Raw genomic sequence first — 17380 nt, 5'->3', positions numbered from 1 at the left:
TTCATTTTTGTCGGCTTTGATGGTACAAAAAAAGAGAATTTTGAGTTTGATCTCAAAATTCTCTTATTATTATTCTTGTGAAGTCAATTCCATCAATTTAGTTTTCAATTCATTTTCCATATGACCGATTTCTAGTTCGGCTGCTTGGCGACGTTCTTTACCTTCTTTTTGAATACGTAAGGTTTCTTGCAAGGTTTCGATTAAATCATTTTGAGTCTGTTGCAAGGTTTCTAAATCAACAATGCCACGTTCATTTTCTTTGGCAGTTTCAATAGTAGAAATTTTCAACATTTCAGCATTTTTCTTCAACAAGTCATTAGTAGTTTCCGAAACTTGTCGTTGTGCTGTAGAAGCATCTTTTTGACGTAATAAGGTCAAAGCAATCGCTACTTGGTTTTTCCATAAAGGAATTGCTGTGTTGATTGAACTTTGGATTTTTTCGGCTAATGCTTGGTTGGTATTTTGAATTAAACGAATTTGCGGTGCTTGTTGAATCGTAATTTGACGAGCTAGTTTTAAATCATATGTTCGTTTGTCTAGTCGGTCTAAAAATTGAGAATAATCATTTACGATTTGGACATCCATTTGATCGCCAGTTGTCCGTGCCTTTTCAGTTGCTTCAGGAATGGTTACTTTTTGTAATTCTTCAATTTTTAATTCTGCGGCAGCAATATAAATATTTAACGCGTCAAAATAGTCTTTGTTTTTATTGTAGAGTTGTTCCAACATTTGATTGTCTTTTAATAAGCCGTCTTTTTCCATCGTTAGTTTGGCAGCAATTTTATCAATTTGGGCACCAATTTTTTGATATTTAGTGGTGATTTCATAAATCGATTGTTTTACTTTACCGAAAACTCTTTGGAAAAGATTGCCCTCACCAGCTCTTAATTCATCAGGATTGGCTTCTTGTAGACGGTACATTAATTGATTTAATGAATCGCCGATCGGTCCAATGTCTTGAGCAGAGACAGTAGTCAGCATAGATTGCGAGAATTCACTTAATTTTGTTTGGGCAGTAGCACCATAGGCAATTACCGCCTGTGAGTCATTGACATCAATTTTTTTTGAAAGCTCTTGGGCTTGCTTTTGACGTTCCTCCGGTAATTTATCAAATAATCGCGGCGCTTGCTCCTGCGCTTGTAAATGTGAAATTTCATCTTTTTGAATAGGGGTTAAAGCATTGCTATCAAAAGGATTCGCAAGTAAATCATCAAGTGTCGTATCGACAGTTTTATTTTCTGGTTCCAACAAAATTCCTCCTTTAACTTTTAAAAAAAGTCGTCTCCAATGGTGTCCATTTGAAACGACTATCCCACTTATTTAGTTTGAAAATCTGGATCGTTTTCGATATGTTCTTTCGCTAAATTCATATCAGCATCTAAATCTTCTAAATCATTTGAAACGAAATGTTGATAATCCTTCACGATCAAAGCAGCCATTTGATCAATAATCCGACTACTTTCTTCTAGTTTACCATAGACTTCTTTTGATTTGACCTGGTGTTCATTAATTTCAACAAAATGGTTGGTTAAGTCAACTAAGTTTGGCAAGTGTGTGTAAAGAAATTGACTGGCTTCAGGTAGACGAGTAGGTTCTTTGGTCAATTCTTTAAATAAAGCCTTACTAGTTTTCAAACAATCATGTCTTAAATCAATTGCTTTTAGTTTAGCATTATTGGCAATATTTTTTTGCAATTGTAAAATTTGCTTTTTGGAACTGTTCATTGTATCCCTAAACAAATTGATTTCACTTTCTGACATACCTAGATCTTTATAATAGGTTTCTTTTTCTTTCGTCAAGAAAGGTGTTTCTTCCGTTTTTTTCTTCTTCCTACTAAAAATACCACGGTAAATCAAATAGCCGCCTCCGATTAATAAGATATATGGGATTAAGCCATCTATGCCATCTTCCATAAAGGCCAGAAGTCCAACGACAACTGCAATAATCGGGAGAATTTTTTTTATCATAATGGGGCCTCCTAACACTATTTTAAAGTGTGTTCATTTCTATGAGCTAATCATAGCACGAAAGTCTTTAGAAATAGTATCGGGCTAAAGATGGATTTTTAAGATTTAGAAAAAACATAATAATTTTCTGTGATACAATAGGAAAAACATCAGTAGAAGAGGTGCAATATGTTAGATTTTCAAGATTTTGAAGAAAAAACCATCGAACGAAAAGAAATTTTCAAAGGACAGATTATCGATGTTTATGTAGATCAAGTTGCTTTACCGACAGGTGGCACGGCAACAAGAGAATTAGTTTTTCACAATGGCGCAGTAGGAGTCATTCCAATTACCACTGAAAATAAAATTATTTTAGTTAAACAATTTCGTAAACCATTGGAAAAAGTTATTTTAGAAATTCCGGCTGGTAAAATTGAAAAAGGTGAAAATCAAGATCCTTTAGCAGCTGCTAAAAGAGAGTTAGAAGAAGAGACAACTTATCAAGCAGATAATCTGAGTTACATCAACTATATGTATGTCTCACCAGGTTTTTCTAATGAAAAGATTTACCTGTATGAAGCAACTGGTTTAACCAAGGTCGAGCATCCCTTACCGCAAGATGAGGATGAAGTGCTAGAATTATATCAGTTGACTTTAGACGAAGCCAAACAAGCAATCAAGGATGAATTAATTTGTGATGCTAAGACGATCTTTGCTGTGAGTTATTTTGAATTATTGTTGTTGAAAAAAGGAGAGATTTAATTATGAGTCGTTCCCCTTTAGTAACCCGTAGTGAAATCAGGCGACGTAAGGAAGCACAAGAGCGGCTAGCAGAAGAACAGGCGGAAGCCAAAGCTGAACTTGAAAAAAAAGAGCGAGAAATTGCGAATGTCTATCGCAAAGAGCTAAAAAAAAATAAACCTTTAGTAAAAAGTCGCAGTAATGAAAGGCAAAAAGAAAAAAAGCGCAGTACTTTTTTGAACAAAGCAATTTTTATTGTTGCATTACTATTAATCATTGTTATTTTGGCAGTATTATTTATTTAAAAGAGTATCTTATTTAACAGGAGGAATTTTAGTTATGAAAATCGGTATTATCGGTGCAATGGAAGAAGAAATTAAAACGTTACGGGACAACTTAGACCACCCATTATCTTGGGAACAAAATGGTGCTTTATTTATTTCAGGCGCGATGGGCAATCATGAAGTAATTGTTGTTCGTTCAGGGATTGGTAAAGTCTTAGCCTCAATTACAACTTCCGTTTTGATTCAACAATATAAAGTCAACATGGTGATTAATACTGGAACAGCTGGCGGGATTGGCGGCGGTGTTAAAATTGGTGATTTGGTGGTTGCGGATAAAGTAGCTTATTTTGATGTGGATGCAACAACTTTTGGTTATAAAATCGGTCAAGTACCTGGAATGCCGTTATATTTTAACAGCTCTACTTATTTAAAAACCGAAATGTTGGCAGCAGCAGAAAAAATGAATCAACCTGCTCATGTAGGATTAATTGTATCAGGAGATACTTTTGTTTCTAGTGTTGCAAAAATCAATGAAATTAAACATAATTTTCCAGATGCTGTGGCAAATGAAATGGAAGGCGCAGCAGTCGGACATACAGCTTCTCAATACGGTATTCCATTTTTAATTGTCAGAGCAATTAGTGATACGGCTGATGAAGAAGCAACGGAAACCCATGAAGAATTTGTTGCCCGGACAGGCGCTGCTTCAGCAGAATTAGTGATGACTTTTGTAAAAAATTTAAAATAAATATTTTAATCTAGGAGGCAGTAATATGCGGGCTTTACTATCGATTGATTACACTAATGATTTTGTAGCAACTGATGGAAAATTAACAACCGGTGAAGCGGGACAAGCGATTGAAAAAGATTTAGTAGCTATCACTAAAGAATACTTCAATCAAGCTGATTTTGTTGTTTTTGCGATTGATGGTCACGACCCTAGTGATCAATATCATCCAGAAAATAAATTGTTTCCAGCACATAATGTCATTGGTACCGAAGGAAGAGACTTATACGGTTCACTTGCTGATTTTTATCAAGAAAATAAAGCAGAGAAAAATGTATATTGGATTGACAAACGTCACTATTCGGCTTTTTCTGGGACTGATTTAGATATTCGTTTACGAGAACGAGGGATTACTGAATTGTGTTTAACGGGTGTGTGTACGGATATTTGTGTGTTGCATACGGCTGTAGATGCCTATAATTTAGGTTATCAGTTAGTGATTCCTGAAAAAGCGGTAGCCAGTTTTGATGCTACTGGTCATACTTGGGCGCTTAGTCATTTTAAAAATACTTTAGGGGCAAAAATAATTTAAGTCAGCGAGATTCTCGCTGACTTTTTTAGATATATTTTTCAACGAATCCGTCAAAATCTTCAATAATGCCATCAATTCTAAGCTGTTCTTTGGCAAATTGTTCACGATTTTTCCCTAATGGATCAATCGCAATAATTTTGCCGATCTTTGCATTTTCAGCAGATTGGATACCAGAATAAGAATCTTCAATAACAATGGCATCAGCTGGCGAAACCCCAATTTTTTCAGCGGCGATTAAAAAGATATCTGGTGCCGGCTTGCCAGGGAATGTTCCATTATCAACCACAACTTTTTCTGGATCAAACCAACAATTTAAATCAAACAAATCAAAATAAAAATCCATATTGCGTCTTCGTGAGGCAGAAGCGATAGTCATAGGGATTTTTTGTTCTTTTAAAGCATCTAAAGTAGCAACCATTCCTTGAGTCATCTGTTGATGGTCGGGACTATCTCTTACCATTTGGCGATAGATTGCTTCTTTTTCATCAGATAATTTCTCAATTTCTTGATCCGTCAGTTGATCACTTAAAAAATGACGTAAGACAACGGGATTTATTTTTCCGTGAAGGTTTTTTAAAATATCTTCTTCAGTTAGTTGTCGGTCACTATATTTTTTTAGCATTGTAATCCAAGCTGCTTCGTGAAGATCAGAATCTTGAAACATGGTACCGTTAAAATCAAAAATAATTCCGGTCATTAAACCACCTACTTTTTTTCTTTAGTATACCATGTTTGAATATTTTACAAATTGTTTGTCAAAAATTCGTGTTAGGCATATATTGATAAGGAAGTTTTTTTCAGGAGGATTTGTAATGTTAGATTATTTAGTGATTGCCTTTTTTGCCTTTTTCGGAGGAATAGCCCGCTATTTATTGGGTGCTTATTTACCTTCAATGGGAGATTTTCCAATCGGTACTTTAGCGGCAAATTTGATTGGCTGTTTTATTTTTAGTTGGTTAGTTAAACAAGTCTTGGATGATTTAGATGTTTCGGGACGCTTAGTGCTTGGTTTAGGTGTCGGCTTTTGCGGTGCTTTGACGACTTTTTCATCCTTTGCATTAGATGTCATGAAGTTATTTTCAGCAGGAGAGTTTTTCTTAGCGTTGATTTATTTGATCGTGTCTATTGTTGGTGGCTTTTTAATGGTAATAATTGGTGAAAAAATCTATCATAAAAAGGCGGTGACGCCAGATGATTAGTTCAATTTTAGTGGGTAGTGGTGCAGCGCTAGGGGCTATGATTCGTTTTACTTTAAATAATTATTTTGAATCCCGAACCAAACGATTACCCAAATCGACTTTTTTTATTAATTTAACTGGTAGTTTTATTTTAGGCTGTTTATTTGGCGCAAAGCTTTCTCCTGAATGGTTTTTATTTTTAGGGACAGGAATAATGGGAGGCTATACGACTTTTTCAACTTTTAATTTTGAATTGTTGATTTTAATGAAAGATGATCGTCCAATGTTCTATCGCTATTTCTTTCTGACGTATGTAGTAGGTTTAATTTCAAGTTTTTGCGGCATTCTAATAGGTAGTTTCATCTAAAAAAGGTATCCCTTGCTAGTTTAGGGATACCTCTTTTTTATGCTTCATCCAAGATGATTCTTATGACTTCATTTAAAAATTGTGCTTCTGTTTGTTCAGGTTCTTCAACAACTTTAGTTTCTTGGTTTCCATCAGTCAAGCTGTATACACCATTTTGATCCTCGAATAGGTAATAAACGTATTCTCCTTCAATTTGGAAAGCAGCTTGTTTTGCTGGAAATTCAATACTGACATCAATCACAGTAATTCCACTAATTCTGTTAGTTAAATAATCTTCAACTTGTTTCAATGTAAATTTTTTCATAGTAAGACCTTCTTTTAAATTTTCAACTAGTCCTTTTCAGTTGGTAGTTGATTGTTCAAATCAGTTCTGACAATTAAAACATCGCAACTAGCATTGCGAATCACGTATTCTGAGACAGAACCGATAAATAACCGTTCCACAGCATTTAACCCAGTCGCACCAAGCATAATTAAATCCACATCGTATTTTTCTGGAATTTGAGTTGCGATGGTAAGTTTAGGGGCACCATACTCAATCACTTGGCTAACTTCAGTGACACCAGCTGCCCGAGCATCTTTTTCATAATCACTTAACGTTTGTTTTGCCATATCTGTTGCTTGTTCAGCTAAGACATTATCAAAAGAAGAAACTGTTTGGAAAGCGCGAGTATCAATTACATGTGCTAAAACTAATTCAGCTTGGTTCCTTTTTGCTACGTTGACAGCTTTTTTAAAGGCTAATTCAGCTTCTTGTGAGCCATCGACAGCCACCATAATTTTACTATATTGTTGTTCCATCTTCTTCATCTCCTTTTAACTACATCTTTATTTTAAATCAAAATAAGCAAAATTGGTATCATTATCCTTTGTCTATAGTTATTTTTTTTGCCAGTCGAATACCAAAGAAAGAGGCAACTATAAAAACTAAAAAAAGATAGATAAATGTTGGAATGCGGTGGTTAATGATGGCTAGTAATATACCACTGACACCTAATGCAGCATAAATCAAACCAAAGTGACGCAAGAATTTTAAATTTTCAGGATTGTTTTTAATTAGTGCTAAAAAGCCTTCATTCTTCATTAATAAATAATAACTGACCGCAAAAAGTAATACTGCAAAAATGATTAATCCGATTCGAATCATTTGAATCCTCCTAATAAATAAAAGAAAAAGCAATTTGCCTGAGCAAATTGCTTTTGTTCCAAAAAAATGGAAAACTCCGTCGATGCCGTTATTCGCCCGGTAGTATTGATCCCGCAAAATACAGCAGGTGGGTTCCATGGTCTAAGCATCGAACTACCAAAAGAAAAGGCATGTTACCAACTTTGACACAAGACGGATCCCAAAGTATCAATAAAAATGTTCGGTCAACACTTAAGTGGGCAACGCGCACATCACAGAATTTCCACTCTTATAATAGCATAGTAATTATTTAGAAGCAATAAATCGAGTTTTCAATAAATTGGCTTCTTTGTACGTATATTGTATAAAAAGGAGGCACTTATGTCAAAGAAAATTTCTTATTTTATGGCAATTATTTTATTTTTCTTCTTACTTTTTGAAAACGTTACAACTGTTGATGCATCACAGTTGATTTTATCTCCAAATATTGACAACAAAACTTATGAATCATCACCATCAGGTATAAAGGAAATTTTACAAGATATTCTTTCGACTCCAACAAAAGATGCTTTTACGATTCAAATGTCAGGAAATTTAGATTTATCTAAGGCCGCAAATTTGACCAACGATGAAAAAACCGAGAATCCTGATCAAATCAACTTTGTCAGTGTTAGCAATCCAATTTCCTTTATTGGTGCAGAAGATACTGAAATTATTTTACCGAAAGAGACATATTTTGGTAGTTCACTAACATTGTCTAATATGAAATTAACAGGGGAAGCTATTTTTGCCAATGGACATCCTTTGAAATTTGAAAACGTTCGTCAGATGGGAAAAGTTCAAATATTTGGTGGAGGAAAACAATTTTGCCAAGGCAATAGTTCTTTATCCTTCAAAAATGTTCAAGGAGAAAATTTTGAAATCATTGGTGGCAATCAAACAGGAACGTTTATTGGAAATAGTCAGACAAATATTGAAAAGTTAACGGGAAATCTAAAATTAGTTGGTGGTAATCAAACAGGGTCTTTTGAAGGAGATATTGTCAATCAGATTCACTTCGTCGATGGCAGACAAGATCTATTTGGTGGTGGTGAAGGGACAGAAGCTACACCTGTTGAGGTAACAGGCACTATTAATAATCGAATAAATAGTCAAAGTAGCGAAATGATATTAAATCAATATGTCGGCGGCGTTTGTTATGGGAAAACTGGGGGAATTACAAATAGTATCACTGGTTTGGGTCAATTTGATTCAGTTGAACCATTAATCGGTGGTTCTTTAACCGGGGGAATTATCAGTCAAAGTGATGCTATAAAAAATACTATCGATACCCGTAATTTTTCAAAGGGAGAAAAAATTTTTGTTGGTGGAAATCGATATAAGGGAAAAATTATTGGACATATTACCAATCAAATTCAAGCAGGTAAAGTAAACAGAGGAAGTTTTTCCTGTATTAGCGGTGCTGGTGGTTTAAATATTATAAAAGCGCCCTTAACCAATAGTCCGAAGCTAATACCCTCAGTCGATCGTTCTAATTTCCAAAATCTAACTGAAGAAGAACGGCAGTACGATCAGATGTCAACTAACCAGCGTTTTCAACTAGCCAAAGAAAAAACCAATTTTTTGGTTGAAGGTAATGTCAGAACTGAATTATTAAATGGCTGTGTTTCCTCCACCAATAACCCGATTCGAGCTGGTACAAATGCGGGAGTAATCAAAGGAAATACAGAAATCATTGTTGGTGAATATACTGGTGAGCTTGGCGGCGAAGGATTTGTTTATTCTAAAGAACGAGCATTAGAAGCTGAAAATGAAGGGAAAACATCTTCTAATTTTTTGGTTTCTGCTAAAGATTTAAGTATTACCGGTGGAAATGGAAATTCAGGGGATGATCTTACTTTTTCAACCAGCTGTTATCAACTAGGTAATCAATCAGTGAAATTAAACAATAGTCTTGTTAAAAAATTATTAGGGGCAAGCTATTCTGGAGTAATCGAAGGAGATAGTTTGGTGCAAATTTACCAAGGCCAAACTGAACAAGTATCTGCTGGAGGAATGGCTTGCTACCGTCATTATGGAAGTAGTCTTGTGGAAATGAAAGGTGGGAGCAATACAAGAGATCTGTATGGTGGAAGTGAAGGCAATAGATTGCAAAAAGGAGACGCGCAAATAAAAATTTATGATGGAGAGTTTTTTGGTGATATTGGCGCTGGTAGTGGGAGATTTAGGGGAAACCAGTTGCAAGCAGACAGTGATGTTCAAATTTTTGGTGGCGTGTTTAACCCAGAAGCAAGAATCTTTGGAGGTTTTGAAAATAAAGGCTTTATCAATGGGAACACCAACGTGACAATAGATGTTCCGAAAGAGAATAACTTTTTTTTAGCTCCTGGATTAAAAATTATTGCTGGAAGACCACAAACTATGTCTAATGATCAAGAGATTGGAAATAGAACCTCCAGCAGCCAATTGATATTAAAGACTTATAGAAAATTTGAGGATCTTTCACTTTTTATAGATGAACATGAAGATTATTCACTTTTTAGAACAAGAAAAAATAAAATAATAGTAGATGCGCCAAATGGTAATTTTGAATCTATTAATGGTGTTGGACAAGCAGTTTCTATCTATCGAATTGAGTTAGACTTAAAAATAAATAGTTGTGAACAGTTAATTCCCGCTAAAGAATCATTGAATAATAATGTTCATAGTGAGGATGCCAGCAAAATTACCTTGCGACAAAGCTGCAGCATTGAAAATATAAGTAACTTTACCCAACTAAATCTCTGTGAAGGTGTGACACTTTCAACTGAAACTATTTTGAATTCTTCTGCAGCTACCGATGAAAATTTTAAAAAAAGCTATGCTAATTTTGGGGTGCTAAATTTATCTGCTGGTAGTCATTTGAGCTGTAATAATTTAAAAACACAGTTAATTCGGATTATTGAGAGTGCTAAAATAACGAGTCCTTCTGGTGTAAATAAATTGATGCTAAAGGAATTAGCCATTGAGCAGCAACTTTTTTGGCAGGAAAAAGCTAAAGAAGCATTGAATGAAGATGAAAAGGGTGGGCGGATTTTTGGTGAACAAGCTGGTGTGGATATTTTTACCTTCGTGGAGCAGCCAATTGAGAATAGTCTGAATCCAACAAATTTTATTGGTTTTAGTTTCGATGGGACTAGCTTAACTGGTGATACCAGTAATCAATTTGGTAGAGGAATTAGAGCACTGATTGTCGATGGAAAAGTGCAGTCTGGATTAGGGGATATTCAATTGAAAAGTTTTGATTGGCAGGAAGAGTTGTGGGATGGTTCTCGGCGGTTTGTACAGTTGGAAAAAAATGTTGAGGATCCTGAGATAGTATTTAGCGAGAATTTTTTAAAAGCTCGAATTCAGATGAATCAATTAGAGTACGAAACCATTACTGATCAATCATGGAAGATTCCTAAAATAGCTTACTATCAAGTTTTTGCTGATTTTAGTCAAAATACAGGAGAGCTTTTATTAGTGGAAGTTCCAACGCAAATTGATTTTGGTAAGCATGTACTCTATCAAAAAGAAAAATTTACCCCAACAGTCACTGGTCAAATAAAAATTAAAGACAAGCGTCTTTTGCAGACAGATTATCAACTGCAACTAAAAGTAAAAGAAAACCAAATAGGTAGTTTTTTTTATCAGACAGAGGAACAACTTTATAATTTAAGTGAAGACACAACCATTTTAGCTGGACAAGGAGATTTTGTGACTGGATTTCCTGAAACAAAAGCTGCTGTGTTTTGTGAAATACCAAAGAATAAACAAAAAGTTGGACAACATTCAACCATTTTTCAATGGACATTAGTAGAAAATCCCGAAAATTAATTTTCGGGATTTTTTTTCCATTCTTTAATGCGATAATATTGCTGACCTAACGCTTGTTCATATTTCCCTGTGGCTTTAGGTTGGTAGTATTCGGCATTTTTTATTTTATCTGGTAAATATTGTTGGTCAACCCAAGCATTTTCAAAATTGTGGGGATATTGATAACCGATCCCACGATTTAAGGCAGCAGCTCCTTTATAATGACTGTCACGCAAATGATCGGGAACTTCACCAACATTTCCTGCTTGAATATCTGCCAAGGCCGCATCAACAGCTACGTAGGCTGAATTTGATTTGGGCGACAAGCATAAATCGACAACAGCATCTGCTAAAGGAATTCTAGCTTCTGGTAATCCCAATTTTTCAGCTGCTTGAACCGCTTGGACCGTTCTTGCTGCAGCTTGCGGATTAGCTAAGCCGATATCTTCATAACCCATCACCATCAAACGCCGACAAATTATTGGTAAATCGCCCGCTTCAATTAAACGTGCTAAATAATGTAAGGCGGCATTCACATCGCTACCGCGGACTGATTTTTGTAACGCAGATATCACATCGTAATGGGCATCGCCATCTTTATCATGGGTGAGGGCTTTTTTTTGTAGACATTCTTCAATAATCGACAAAGTTAAATGAATCTTACCATTTTCTTCAGGCGTAGATTTTGTGGCTAATTCTAACGCATTTAAAGAACTGCGCAAATCACCATTGGTAGCTCGGGATAAATGCAATAATGCATTTTCATCCAATTTCACCGGATAATTTCCTAGTCCTCTATCTTTGTCAGTCAAAGCATTTTTTACAGCCACTTGAATATCTTCTTCCGTTAAAGGTTTGACTTCAAAAATCTGTGTTCGTGAACGAATTGCGGGATTAATCGTTATGTAGGGATTTTCTGTGGTGGCACCAATCATAATAATTCGGCCACTTTCTAAATGAGGCAACAGAAAATCTTGTTTGGTTTTATCCAAGCGATGGACTTCGTCTAATAGTAAAATGACGGTGCCACTCATTTTGGCTTCTTCGGCTACGACTTGTAAATCTTTTTTGGTATCGGTCGCAGCATTTAACATTCGAAAAGCATAATTTGTGGAGCCGGCAATAGCACTTGCAATACTAGTTTTTCCAGTTCCCGGCGGACCATATAAAATCATGGAAGAAAGCATTTTAGCTTCTACCATTCGACGAATAATTTTTCCAGGTCCAACTAAATGCTGTTGACCAACGACTTCATCTAAATTTCGTGGGCGCATTTTATAAGCTAAAGGTTGTTGCATAGGAACCTCCTTCTTAAACAGAATATATGTTCTATTATACCATGTTTTGACTTTCCTTGATATTTGAGGGATTGTCATAGTCAGAGCCAAGAAATTTGTGTATCATAAAGATGGTGAAAAAGATGGAAGAAATAAAAAAAATATTTGCTCAAGAAAAAACAACCGAAATTGCAGCATCACTTTTAGGTATGTATTTGGAACACGATACGCCTAATGGAAAAATAGCTGGCTATATTGTTGATTGTGAAGCCTATCTAGGACCAGAAGATGAGGCAGCCCACAGTTTTTCTATGCGTAATACGCCACGACTGGCAGCTATGTATCAAAAAGCGGGTACTATTTATTTGTATACAATGCATACCCATTTAATTTTAAATTTGGTAACGCAAAAAGAGGGTTTCCCTCAAGGGGTAATGATACGCGGAATTGAACCCATAAAAGGGATTGAACAAATGCAGATCAATCGCGGTGGCAAAACGGGTTCGGCTTTAACTGATGGTCCTGGTAAATTAGTTGCTGCTTTAGGTATTACCAAGGATTTGTACGGTCAGTCGATTTTTTCCAGTTCATTACATTTAGTTGCAGAAAAAAGTCGCATTCCTAAAAAAATTGAACGTTTGCCACGAATTGGGATTCCCAATAAAGGCATTTGGACCGAGGCCCCACTCCGCTATGTAGTTGCCGGCAATCCTTACATTAGTAAACAAAAGAAAAATCAAATTAGACCGGATCACGGTTGGAGGTAAATATTATGGCAAAAATGACAATGACAACTTATTTGGACAATTATTTAAATAAGACAATCCCTGATTACGAAATTGCTTTAGATTGGGATACGAAAAATCATACGATTGAAATTATTTTTAGACTATACGCTGAAAATAAAGAACAAATTGAAATTAGTGATGTTGACGGGGTCGCCAGTGATGAAATCATTGAATTTGAAGATGGAATCTTATTATACGATCCTAAAAAATCACAATTTGATGCCGAAGATTATTTAGCTACTATTCCTTATGAAGGGAAAAAAGGGCTACCGGAAAATCAATTAAGAGGGATTGTGGATTATTTAAAAGAGGTTTTAGATGATGGTCAAAGTGACCTATTAGACTTTTTAACAAGTGATGCGGAAGTATTTGAATTAACATGGAATACTGAAAAATATCAATCTTATATTAAAGGGGATGCAAATTCATATATCCCTTACCCAAGTTATTAAAACAGTAGTGAGTGAACGTTAGAAGGAGTAAAATCGAATGAAATGGAATGAAGTAAAAGTTACAACTGCCAGCGAGGCTGTAGAAGCAGTTTCTAACATTTTAATGGAAGCTGGTGCAGCAGGGGTGGCAATTGAAGATGTATTAGATATTGAAAATTATCAAAAAGATCCTTTTGGTGAAATTTTGGATAAGGAAACTTTTACTACTTTGGCTGAAGGCGCGATTGTGGCAGCGTATTTCCCTGAAACAATTTTTTTACCAGAAATCTTGCCTACGATTAAGGACCGCATTACAAAATTACCGGAATACGGTTTAGCAATCGGTGAAAATATTGTGGTGGTTAGTGAAGTAGAAGAAAGCCAGTGGGCAACCGCTTGGAAAAAGTATTATCATCCGGTTAGAGTGACCCGTTATTTGACGATTGTTCCAAGTTGGGAAAAATATACACCGGCTTTTGCTGATGAAAAAATTATCACGCTAGATCCCGGGATGGCTTTTGGTACTGGAACGCATCCTACGACTAATTTAACTTTACAGGCACTAGAAACCGTCATCCGTGGCGGAGAAACAGTTTTAGATGTTGGAACGGGTTCAGGTGTATTAAGTATTGCCAGTTCTCTTTACGGGGCGAAGGAAATTTTTGCTTATGATTTAGATGAGGTGGCTGTTCGTAGTGCGCAAGAAAATATTGATCTGAATGCCCAGATGGAAAATGTTCACGTTGCTGCTAACGATTTGCTTAAAGGAATTGATAAAAGAGCTGATATTATTGTAGCTAATATTTTAGCGGATATTATCAAATTAATGTTACAGGATGCGTGGCGTTTACTAAAAGATGATGGGACGTTTATTATTTCTGGTATCATTGAAGACAAAAAATTGATGATTCTAGCGGAATTAGCAGAAGTTGGCTTTGTCGTTGATCGTATTTTCCAACAAAAAGATTGGTTTGCGATCATTCTAAAGAAACCTGAGGCAGAATAATGCAACGCTATTTTATTGACGAAAATTATCAACCAACTGTTCATTTAACTGATGAAAATTACCATCACATTGTACGAGTCATGCGAATGAAAAATGGACAAGAAATTTTTGTGGTATTTGCTGACGAAATGGCGATCAAGGCCGAAATTACAGATATCACTGAAGAATCGGTAATTGTGACGGAAATTGAAAAAGAAACGTTCCAGCGGGAATTACCGATCCACATTACAATCGCTTCTGGCTTTCCTAAAGGAGAAAAATTAGAATTGATTGCCCAAAAAGCGACTGAATTAGGAGCTTTCAATTTTTTCGTATTTCCAGCTGAAACCTCAGTAGTGAAATGGGACCAAAAAAAGCAAGGGAAAAAGGTTGCTCGCTTAAACAAGATTATTCAAGAAGCAGCTGAACAATCTCATCGCCAGCATTTACCAAGATTGGAAAGTATTTCGCCTAAGGAACTAGTCAATCACTTTTCAGATTTTGATGCCGTTTTGATTGCTTATGAAGAGTCAGCTAAACAAGGAGAACAAGCACAATTAGTTCAAACTTTTCAGCAACTAACAGCCGGGCAAAAATTATTAGTCATTTTTGGACCAGAAGGCGGATTGACACCTAAAGAAATTGAAAATTATCAACTAGCAGGTGCTAAGTTAGCTGGTTTAGGACCAAGAATTTTAAGAACTGAGACGGCTCCTTTGTATTTGTTGAGTGTGGCAAGTTTTTATTATGAATTAAGCTCAAGTACTGCCCATTGAAAAAGCTGGAAGTACTTTGTATAATGGGAACAATTATTTTCAGTAAAGGAAGAAATGTGTGCATAAATTAGAGGAGGACGTCTCATGGCAAAAGATATAGAATTAACTGGACCAGATGTCATCAATTTGGTTGCTGAATACATGGGTAAAGAACATGTGGCGTTTGTTGAAAAAGCCTATAACTTTGCCTTTGAAGCCCATAAAGAACAAGTCAGACAATCAGGAGAACCCTACATTATTCATCCGATTCAAGTGGCGGGAATTTTAGCGGATTTACATATGGATCCCCATACAGTTGCGACCGGATTTTTACATGATGTAGTCGAAGATACCGAAGTCACCTTAGAAGATTTGAAAAATGAATTTGGTGCAGACGTAGCCTTATTAGTTGATGGCGTGACAAAACTAGGGAAAATTAAATATAAATCTCATGAAGAGCAATTAGCTGAAAATCACCGCAAAATGTTATTAGCGATGGCACAAGACTTGCGTGTAATCATGGTAAAACTGGCTGACCGTTTACATAATATGCGGACTTTGAAATTTTTACGAGATGATAAGCAACGCCGAATTGCCCGGGAAACATTGGAAATTTATGCTCCATTGGCAGATCGTTTAGGGATGAGCCGGATTAAATGGGAACTGGAAGATACTTCTTTACGCTATTTAAATCCGAAACAATATTATCGGATTGTTCATTTGATGCAATCAAAGCGGGAAGAACGAGTTTCGTATGTCGATGAAGCTGTTGAAGAAATAAAAAAAGCTACCAAAGAATTAGGTATTGAAGGCGATATTTATGGTCGCCCCAAACATATTTATTCAATCTATCGGAAAATGCGAGATCAAAAGAAACAGTTTGAAGAAATTTATGACTTGTTAGCGATTCGAGTAATAGTTGATTCCATCAAAGATTGTTACGCTGTACTTGGTGCGATTCATACCCAATGGAAACCAATGCCAGGTCGTTTTAAAGACTATATTGCGATGCCAAAAGCTAATATGTATCAATCTTTGCATACAACGATTATCGGACCGAGTGGCAATCCAGTCGAAGTGCAAATTAGAACCCATGAAATGCATCAAATTGCTGAGTTCGGGGTAGCGGCGCACTGGGCTTATAAAGAAGGAAAAACTGATAAGCAAGAAGAAAATAACGACAATCGTCAATTGGATTGGTTCAGAGAAATTATTGAACTACAGGACGAAAGTTATGATGCTTCTGAATTTATGGAAGGCGTTAAAGGCGATATTTTTGCTGATAAAGTTTATGTCTTCACACCAAAAGGTGATGTAACTGAATTACCAAAAGGTTCAGGACCACTGGACTTTGCGTTTAGTATTCATACCGATGTTGGGAATAAAACAACTGGTGCTAAAGTAAATGGCAAGATGGTGCAATTGGATTACAAATTGAAAAACGGCGATATTATTGAAATCATGACTTCACCAAATTCCTTTGGTCCAAGTCGTGACTGGTTAAGCATGGTGAAAACTAGTAAAGCCAGAAATAAAATCAAACGATTCTTTAAAACCCAAGACCGCGAAGAAAATATTATTAAAGGTCATGATGCCGTTTTAAAATGTATCGCAGAGTTAGGTTTCAATAGTAAAGAAATGTTAACGAAAGAAAAAATGGCTGTAGCTTTGGATAAGTTCAATTTCCATAGTGAAGATGATTTGTATGCAGCAGTCGGTTTTGGTGAAATTAGTCCACTAACCTTTACCAATCGTCTGACGGAAAAGGAACGCCGTGAACAACAGAAACAAAAACAACGAGAAACTGTAGATGAAATTGTAAATAATCCACCGAAAAAAGAACCAGAACGAATCAAGGTGCGCCATGAAGGCGGCATCGTCATTCAAGGGATTGAAAATCTATTGATTCGGATTAGCCACTGTTGTAATCCAGTTCCTGGTGATCAAATTGTTGGCTACATTACCAAAGGTCGAGGAATATCGATTCATCGTACCGACTGCCCGAACATCACGAACCAAAAAGATGTTCAGGAACGGTTAATTGAAGTGGAATGGGAAGATACTTCTAATACGGTACAAGAATATAATGCTGATCTAGAGATTTACGGCTTTAATCGAGAAGGCTTGCTAAATGATGTCTTAAATATTGTTTCCGGCTTAACGAAAAAATTAGTCAGCGTAGAAGCCAAACCAACCAAAGATAAATTAGCCATGATCAAATTAACTTTCAAAATTCAAAACGTGACTCACTTATATAATATCGTGGATAAAATTAAAACTATTCCCGATGTATATAGTGTGAAGCGAACAAATGGCTAAATCTTGTCATGAAAAATGAATGAGGAG

19 protein-coding genes and 1 other RNA gene are annotated in these 17380 nt (G+C 35.9%); 12 read left to right on the top strand and 8 right to left on the bottom strand.

Annotated features, from left to right (window positions below; translation table 11 throughout):
- Positions 1-69 precede the first annotated feature (69 nt).
- Together KUA55_RS10770 and KUA55_RS10765 are read right to left on the bottom strand one after the other, a co-directional pair.
- Positions 70-1248, bottom strand: coding sequence for a toxic anion resistance protein (locus KUA55_RS10770; RefSeq protein WP_218326269.1), 1179 nt, complete (start codon positions 1246-1248; stop codon positions 70-72).
- A 68-nt stretch (positions 1249-1316) separates the two neighbouring features.
- Positions 1317-1967, bottom strand: coding sequence for a 5-bromo-4-chloroindolyl phosphate hydrolysis family protein (locus KUA55_RS10765; RefSeq protein WP_218326267.1), 651 nt, complete (start codon positions 1965-1967; stop codon positions 1317-1319).
- 168 nt (positions 1968-2135) lie between these two features.
- Here KUA55_RS10765 and KUA55_RS10760 point away from each other — a divergent pair, with 168 nt between their 5' ends.
- From KUA55_RS10760 to KUA55_RS10745, 4 genes are read left to right on the top strand one after another with little or no spacing between them, the layout of a single operon-like run.
- Entirely contained in the window at positions 2136-2708 is a 573-nt protein-coding gene (locus tag KUA55_RS10760) for an NUDIX hydrolase (protein WP_218326266.1), read from the top strand.
- A 2-nt stretch (positions 2709-2710) separates the two neighbouring features.
- Positions 2711-2992: a cell wall synthase accessory phosphoprotein MacP gene (gene macP / locus KUA55_RS10755; protein ID WP_218326265.1), complete on the top strand. Its 282-nt coding sequence runs from the start codon at positions 2711-2713 to the stop codon at positions 2990-2992.
- A gap of 34 nt (positions 2993-3026) precedes the next feature.
- Positions 3027-3719: a 5'-methylthioadenosine/adenosylhomocysteine nucleosidase gene (locus KUA55_RS10750; protein WP_218326264.1), complete on the top strand. Its 693-nt coding sequence runs from the start codon at positions 3027-3029 to the stop codon at positions 3717-3719.
- A 25-nt stretch (positions 3720-3744) separates the two neighbouring features.
- Positions 3745-4290, top strand: coding sequence for a cysteine hydrolase family protein (locus tag KUA55_RS10745; RefSeq protein WP_218326263.1), 546 nt, complete (start codon positions 3745-3747; stop codon positions 4288-4290).
- A 25-nt stretch (positions 4291-4315) separates the two neighbouring features.
- Here the strand turns inward: KUA55_RS10745 and KUA55_RS10740 are convergent, their stop codons facing one another.
- Positions 4316-4987, bottom strand: coding sequence for an HAD family hydrolase (locus KUA55_RS10740; protein ID WP_218326262.1), 672 nt, complete (start codon positions 4985-4987; stop codon positions 4316-4318).
- A gap of 115 nt (positions 4988-5102) precedes the next feature.
- Here KUA55_RS10740 and crcB point away from each other — a divergent pair, with 115 nt between their 5' ends.
- Complete coding sequence (gene crcB, locus KUA55_RS10735) at positions 5103-5489, top strand: fluoride efflux transporter CrcB (RefSeq protein WP_218326260.1); 387 nt, start codon at positions 5103-5105, stop codon at positions 5487-5489.
- Positions 5482-5835: a fluoride efflux transporter FluC gene (locus KUA55_RS10730; RefSeq protein WP_218326259.1), complete on the top strand. Its 354-nt coding sequence runs from the start codon at positions 5482-5484 to the stop codon at positions 5833-5835. Before crcB ends, KUA55_RS10730 begins: the two co-directional genes overlap by 8 nt.
- A 37-nt stretch (positions 5836-5872) precedes the next feature.
- Here KUA55_RS10730 and KUA55_RS10725 read toward each other — a convergent pair whose 3' ends face one another.
- The 4 genes from KUA55_RS10725 to ssrS form a co-directional block, all read right to left on the bottom strand.
- Positions 5873-6139, bottom strand: coding sequence for a hypothetical protein (locus tag KUA55_RS10725; RefSeq protein ID WP_218326257.1), 267 nt, complete (start codon positions 6137-6139; stop codon positions 5873-5875).
- 26 nt (positions 6140-6165) lie between these two features.
- Positions 6166-6636, bottom strand: a complete 471-nt coding sequence (locus KUA55_RS10720) for a universal stress protein (protein WP_218326256.1) — start codon at positions 6634-6636, stop codon at positions 6166-6168.
- Positions 6637-6697: 61 nt separating this feature from the next.
- A complete protein-coding gene (locus KUA55_RS10715; RefSeq protein ID WP_218326255.1) occupies positions 6698-6982 on the bottom strand; it encodes a hypothetical protein in 285 nt (94 codons plus the stop codon).
- Between the two features lie 69 nt (positions 6983-7051).
- Positions 7052-7245: non-coding RNA, 6S RNA (gene ssrS / locus KUA55_RS10710), on the bottom strand.
- Positions 7246-7342: 97 nt separating this feature from the next.
- Here ssrS and KUA55_RS10705 point away from each other — a divergent pair.
- Positions 7343-10819, top strand: a complete 3477-nt coding sequence (locus tag KUA55_RS10705; RefSeq protein WP_218326253.1) for a hypothetical protein — start codon at positions 7343-7345, stop codon at positions 10817-10819.
- Here KUA55_RS10705 and KUA55_RS10700 read toward each other — a convergent pair.
- Positions 10816-12096, bottom strand: a complete 1281-nt coding sequence (locus tag KUA55_RS10700) for a replication-associated recombination protein A (protein WP_218326251.1) — start codon at positions 12094-12096, stop codon at positions 10816-10818. The two genes, KUA55_RS10705 and KUA55_RS10700, sit on opposite strands and share 4 nt — an antisense overlap.
- A 110-nt stretch (positions 12097-12206) precedes the next feature.
- Between KUA55_RS10700 and KUA55_RS10695 the strand changes: the two genes are divergently transcribed.
- From KUA55_RS10695 to KUA55_RS10675, 5 genes are all read left to right on the top strand, one after another.
- Positions 12207-12842 (top strand): DNA-3-methyladenine glycosylase, encoded by a 636-nt coding sequence (locus KUA55_RS10695; RefSeq protein ID WP_218326250.1) that lies wholly within the window; start codon positions 12207-12209, stop codon positions 12840-12842.
- Between the two features lie 5 nt (positions 12843-12847).
- Positions 12848-13315: a DUF3013 family protein gene (locus tag KUA55_RS10690; protein WP_218326249.1), complete on the top strand. Its 468-nt coding sequence runs from the start codon at positions 12848-12850 to the stop codon at positions 13313-13315.
- Positions 13316-13352: 37 nt separating this feature from the next.
- Positions 13353-14300: a 50S ribosomal protein L11 methyltransferase gene (prmA, locus tag KUA55_RS10685; protein WP_218326247.1), complete on the top strand. Its 948-nt coding sequence runs from the start codon at positions 13353-13355 to the stop codon at positions 14298-14300.
- On the top strand, positions 14300-15055 hold the full coding sequence (locus KUA55_RS10680) for a 16S rRNA (uracil(1498)-N(3))-methyltransferase (protein ID WP_218326246.1): 756 nt from the start codon (positions 14300-14302) through the stop codon (positions 15053-15055). The genes prmA and KUA55_RS10680 overlap by 1 nt, the downstream gene beginning before the upstream one ends.
- An 84-nt stretch (positions 15056-15139) precedes the next feature.
- Positions 15140-17353: a RelA/SpoT family protein gene (locus KUA55_RS10675; protein ID WP_218326244.1), complete on the top strand. Its 2214-nt coding sequence runs from the start codon at positions 15140-15142 to the stop codon at positions 17351-17353.
- The last annotated feature ends 27 nt before the right edge of the window (positions 17354-17380 follow it).

This window comes from Enterococcus alishanensis (assembly GCF_019218635.1).
GTDB classification, from domain to species: domain Bacteria; phylum Bacillota; class Bacilli; order Lactobacillales; family Enterococcaceae; genus Enterococcus_A; species Enterococcus_A alishanensis.
This window is presented reverse-complemented; position numbering and strand designations above follow the sequence as displayed.

What these genes read in the sequence shown, in the direction of transcription:
- KUA55_RS10720 (WP_218326256.1), bottom strand. Translation starts at nt 6,636, where the DNA reads ATGGAACAACAATATAGTAAAATTATGGTGGCTGTCGATGGCTCACAA.
- KUA55_RS10715 (WP_218326255.1), bottom strand. Translation starts at nt 6,982, where the DNA reads ATGATTCGAATCGGATTAATCATTTTTGCAGTATTACTTTTTGCGGTC.
- KUA55_RS10730 (WP_218326259.1), top strand. Translation starts at nt 5,482, where the DNA reads ATGATTAGTTCAATTTTAGTGGGTAGTGGTGCAGCGCTAGGGGCTATG.
- KUA55_RS10705 (WP_218326253.1), top strand. Translation starts at nt 7,343, where the DNA reads ATGTCAAAGAAAATTTCTTATTTTATGGCAATTATTTTATTTTTCTTC.
- KUA55_RS10725 (WP_218326257.1), bottom strand. Translation starts at nt 6,139, where the DNA reads ATGAAAAAATTTACATTGAAACAAGTTGAAGATTATTTAACTAACAGA.
- KUA55_RS10690 (WP_218326249.1), top strand. Translation starts at nt 12,848, where the DNA reads ATGGCAAAAATGACAATGACAACTTATTTGGACAATTATTTAAATAAG.
- KUA55_RS10680 (WP_218326246.1), top strand. Translation starts at nt 14,300, where the DNA reads ATGCAACGCTATTTTATTGACGAAAATTATCAACCAACTGTTCATTTA.
- KUA55_RS10675 (WP_218326244.1), top strand. Translation starts at nt 15,140, where the DNA reads ATGGCAAAAGATATAGAATTAACTGGACCAGATGTCATCAATTTGGTT.
- KUA55_RS10750 (WP_218326264.1), top strand. Translation starts at nt 3,027, where the DNA reads ATGAAAATCGGTATTATCGGTGCAATGGAAGAAGAAATTAAAACGTTA.
- KUA55_RS10760 (WP_218326266.1), top strand. Translation starts at nt 2,136, where the DNA reads ATGTTAGATTTTCAAGATTTTGAAGAAAAAACCATCGAACGAAAAGAA.
- KUA55_RS10700 (WP_218326251.1), bottom strand. Translation starts at nt 12,096, where the DNA reads ATGCAACAACCTTTAGCTTATAAAATGCGCCCACGAAATTTAGATGAA.
- KUA55_RS10695 (WP_218326250.1), top strand. Translation starts at nt 12,207, where the DNA reads ATGGTGAAAAAGATGGAAGAAATAAAAAAAATATTTGCTCAAGAAAAA.
- macP (WP_218326265.1), top strand. Translation starts at nt 2,711, where the DNA reads ATGAGTCGTTCCCCTTTAGTAACCCGTAGTGAAATCAGGCGACGTAAG.
- KUA55_RS10745 (WP_218326263.1), top strand. Translation starts at nt 3,745, where the DNA reads ATGCGGGCTTTACTATCGATTGATTACACTAATGATTTTGTAGCAACT.
- KUA55_RS10740 (WP_218326262.1), bottom strand. Translation starts at nt 4,987, where the DNA reads ATGACCGGAATTATTTTTGATTTTAACGGTACCATGTTTCAAGATTCT.
- prmA (WP_218326247.1), top strand. Translation starts at nt 13,353, where the DNA reads ATGAAATGGAATGAAGTAAAAGTTACAACTGCCAGCGAGGCTGTAGAA.
- KUA55_RS10765 (WP_218326267.1), bottom strand. Translation starts at nt 1,967, where the DNA reads ATGATAAAAAAAATTCTCCCGATTATTGCAGTTGTCGTTGGACTTCTG.
- crcB (WP_218326260.1), top strand. Translation starts at nt 5,103, where the DNA reads ATGTTAGATTATTTAGTGATTGCCTTTTTTGCCTTTTTCGGAGGAATA.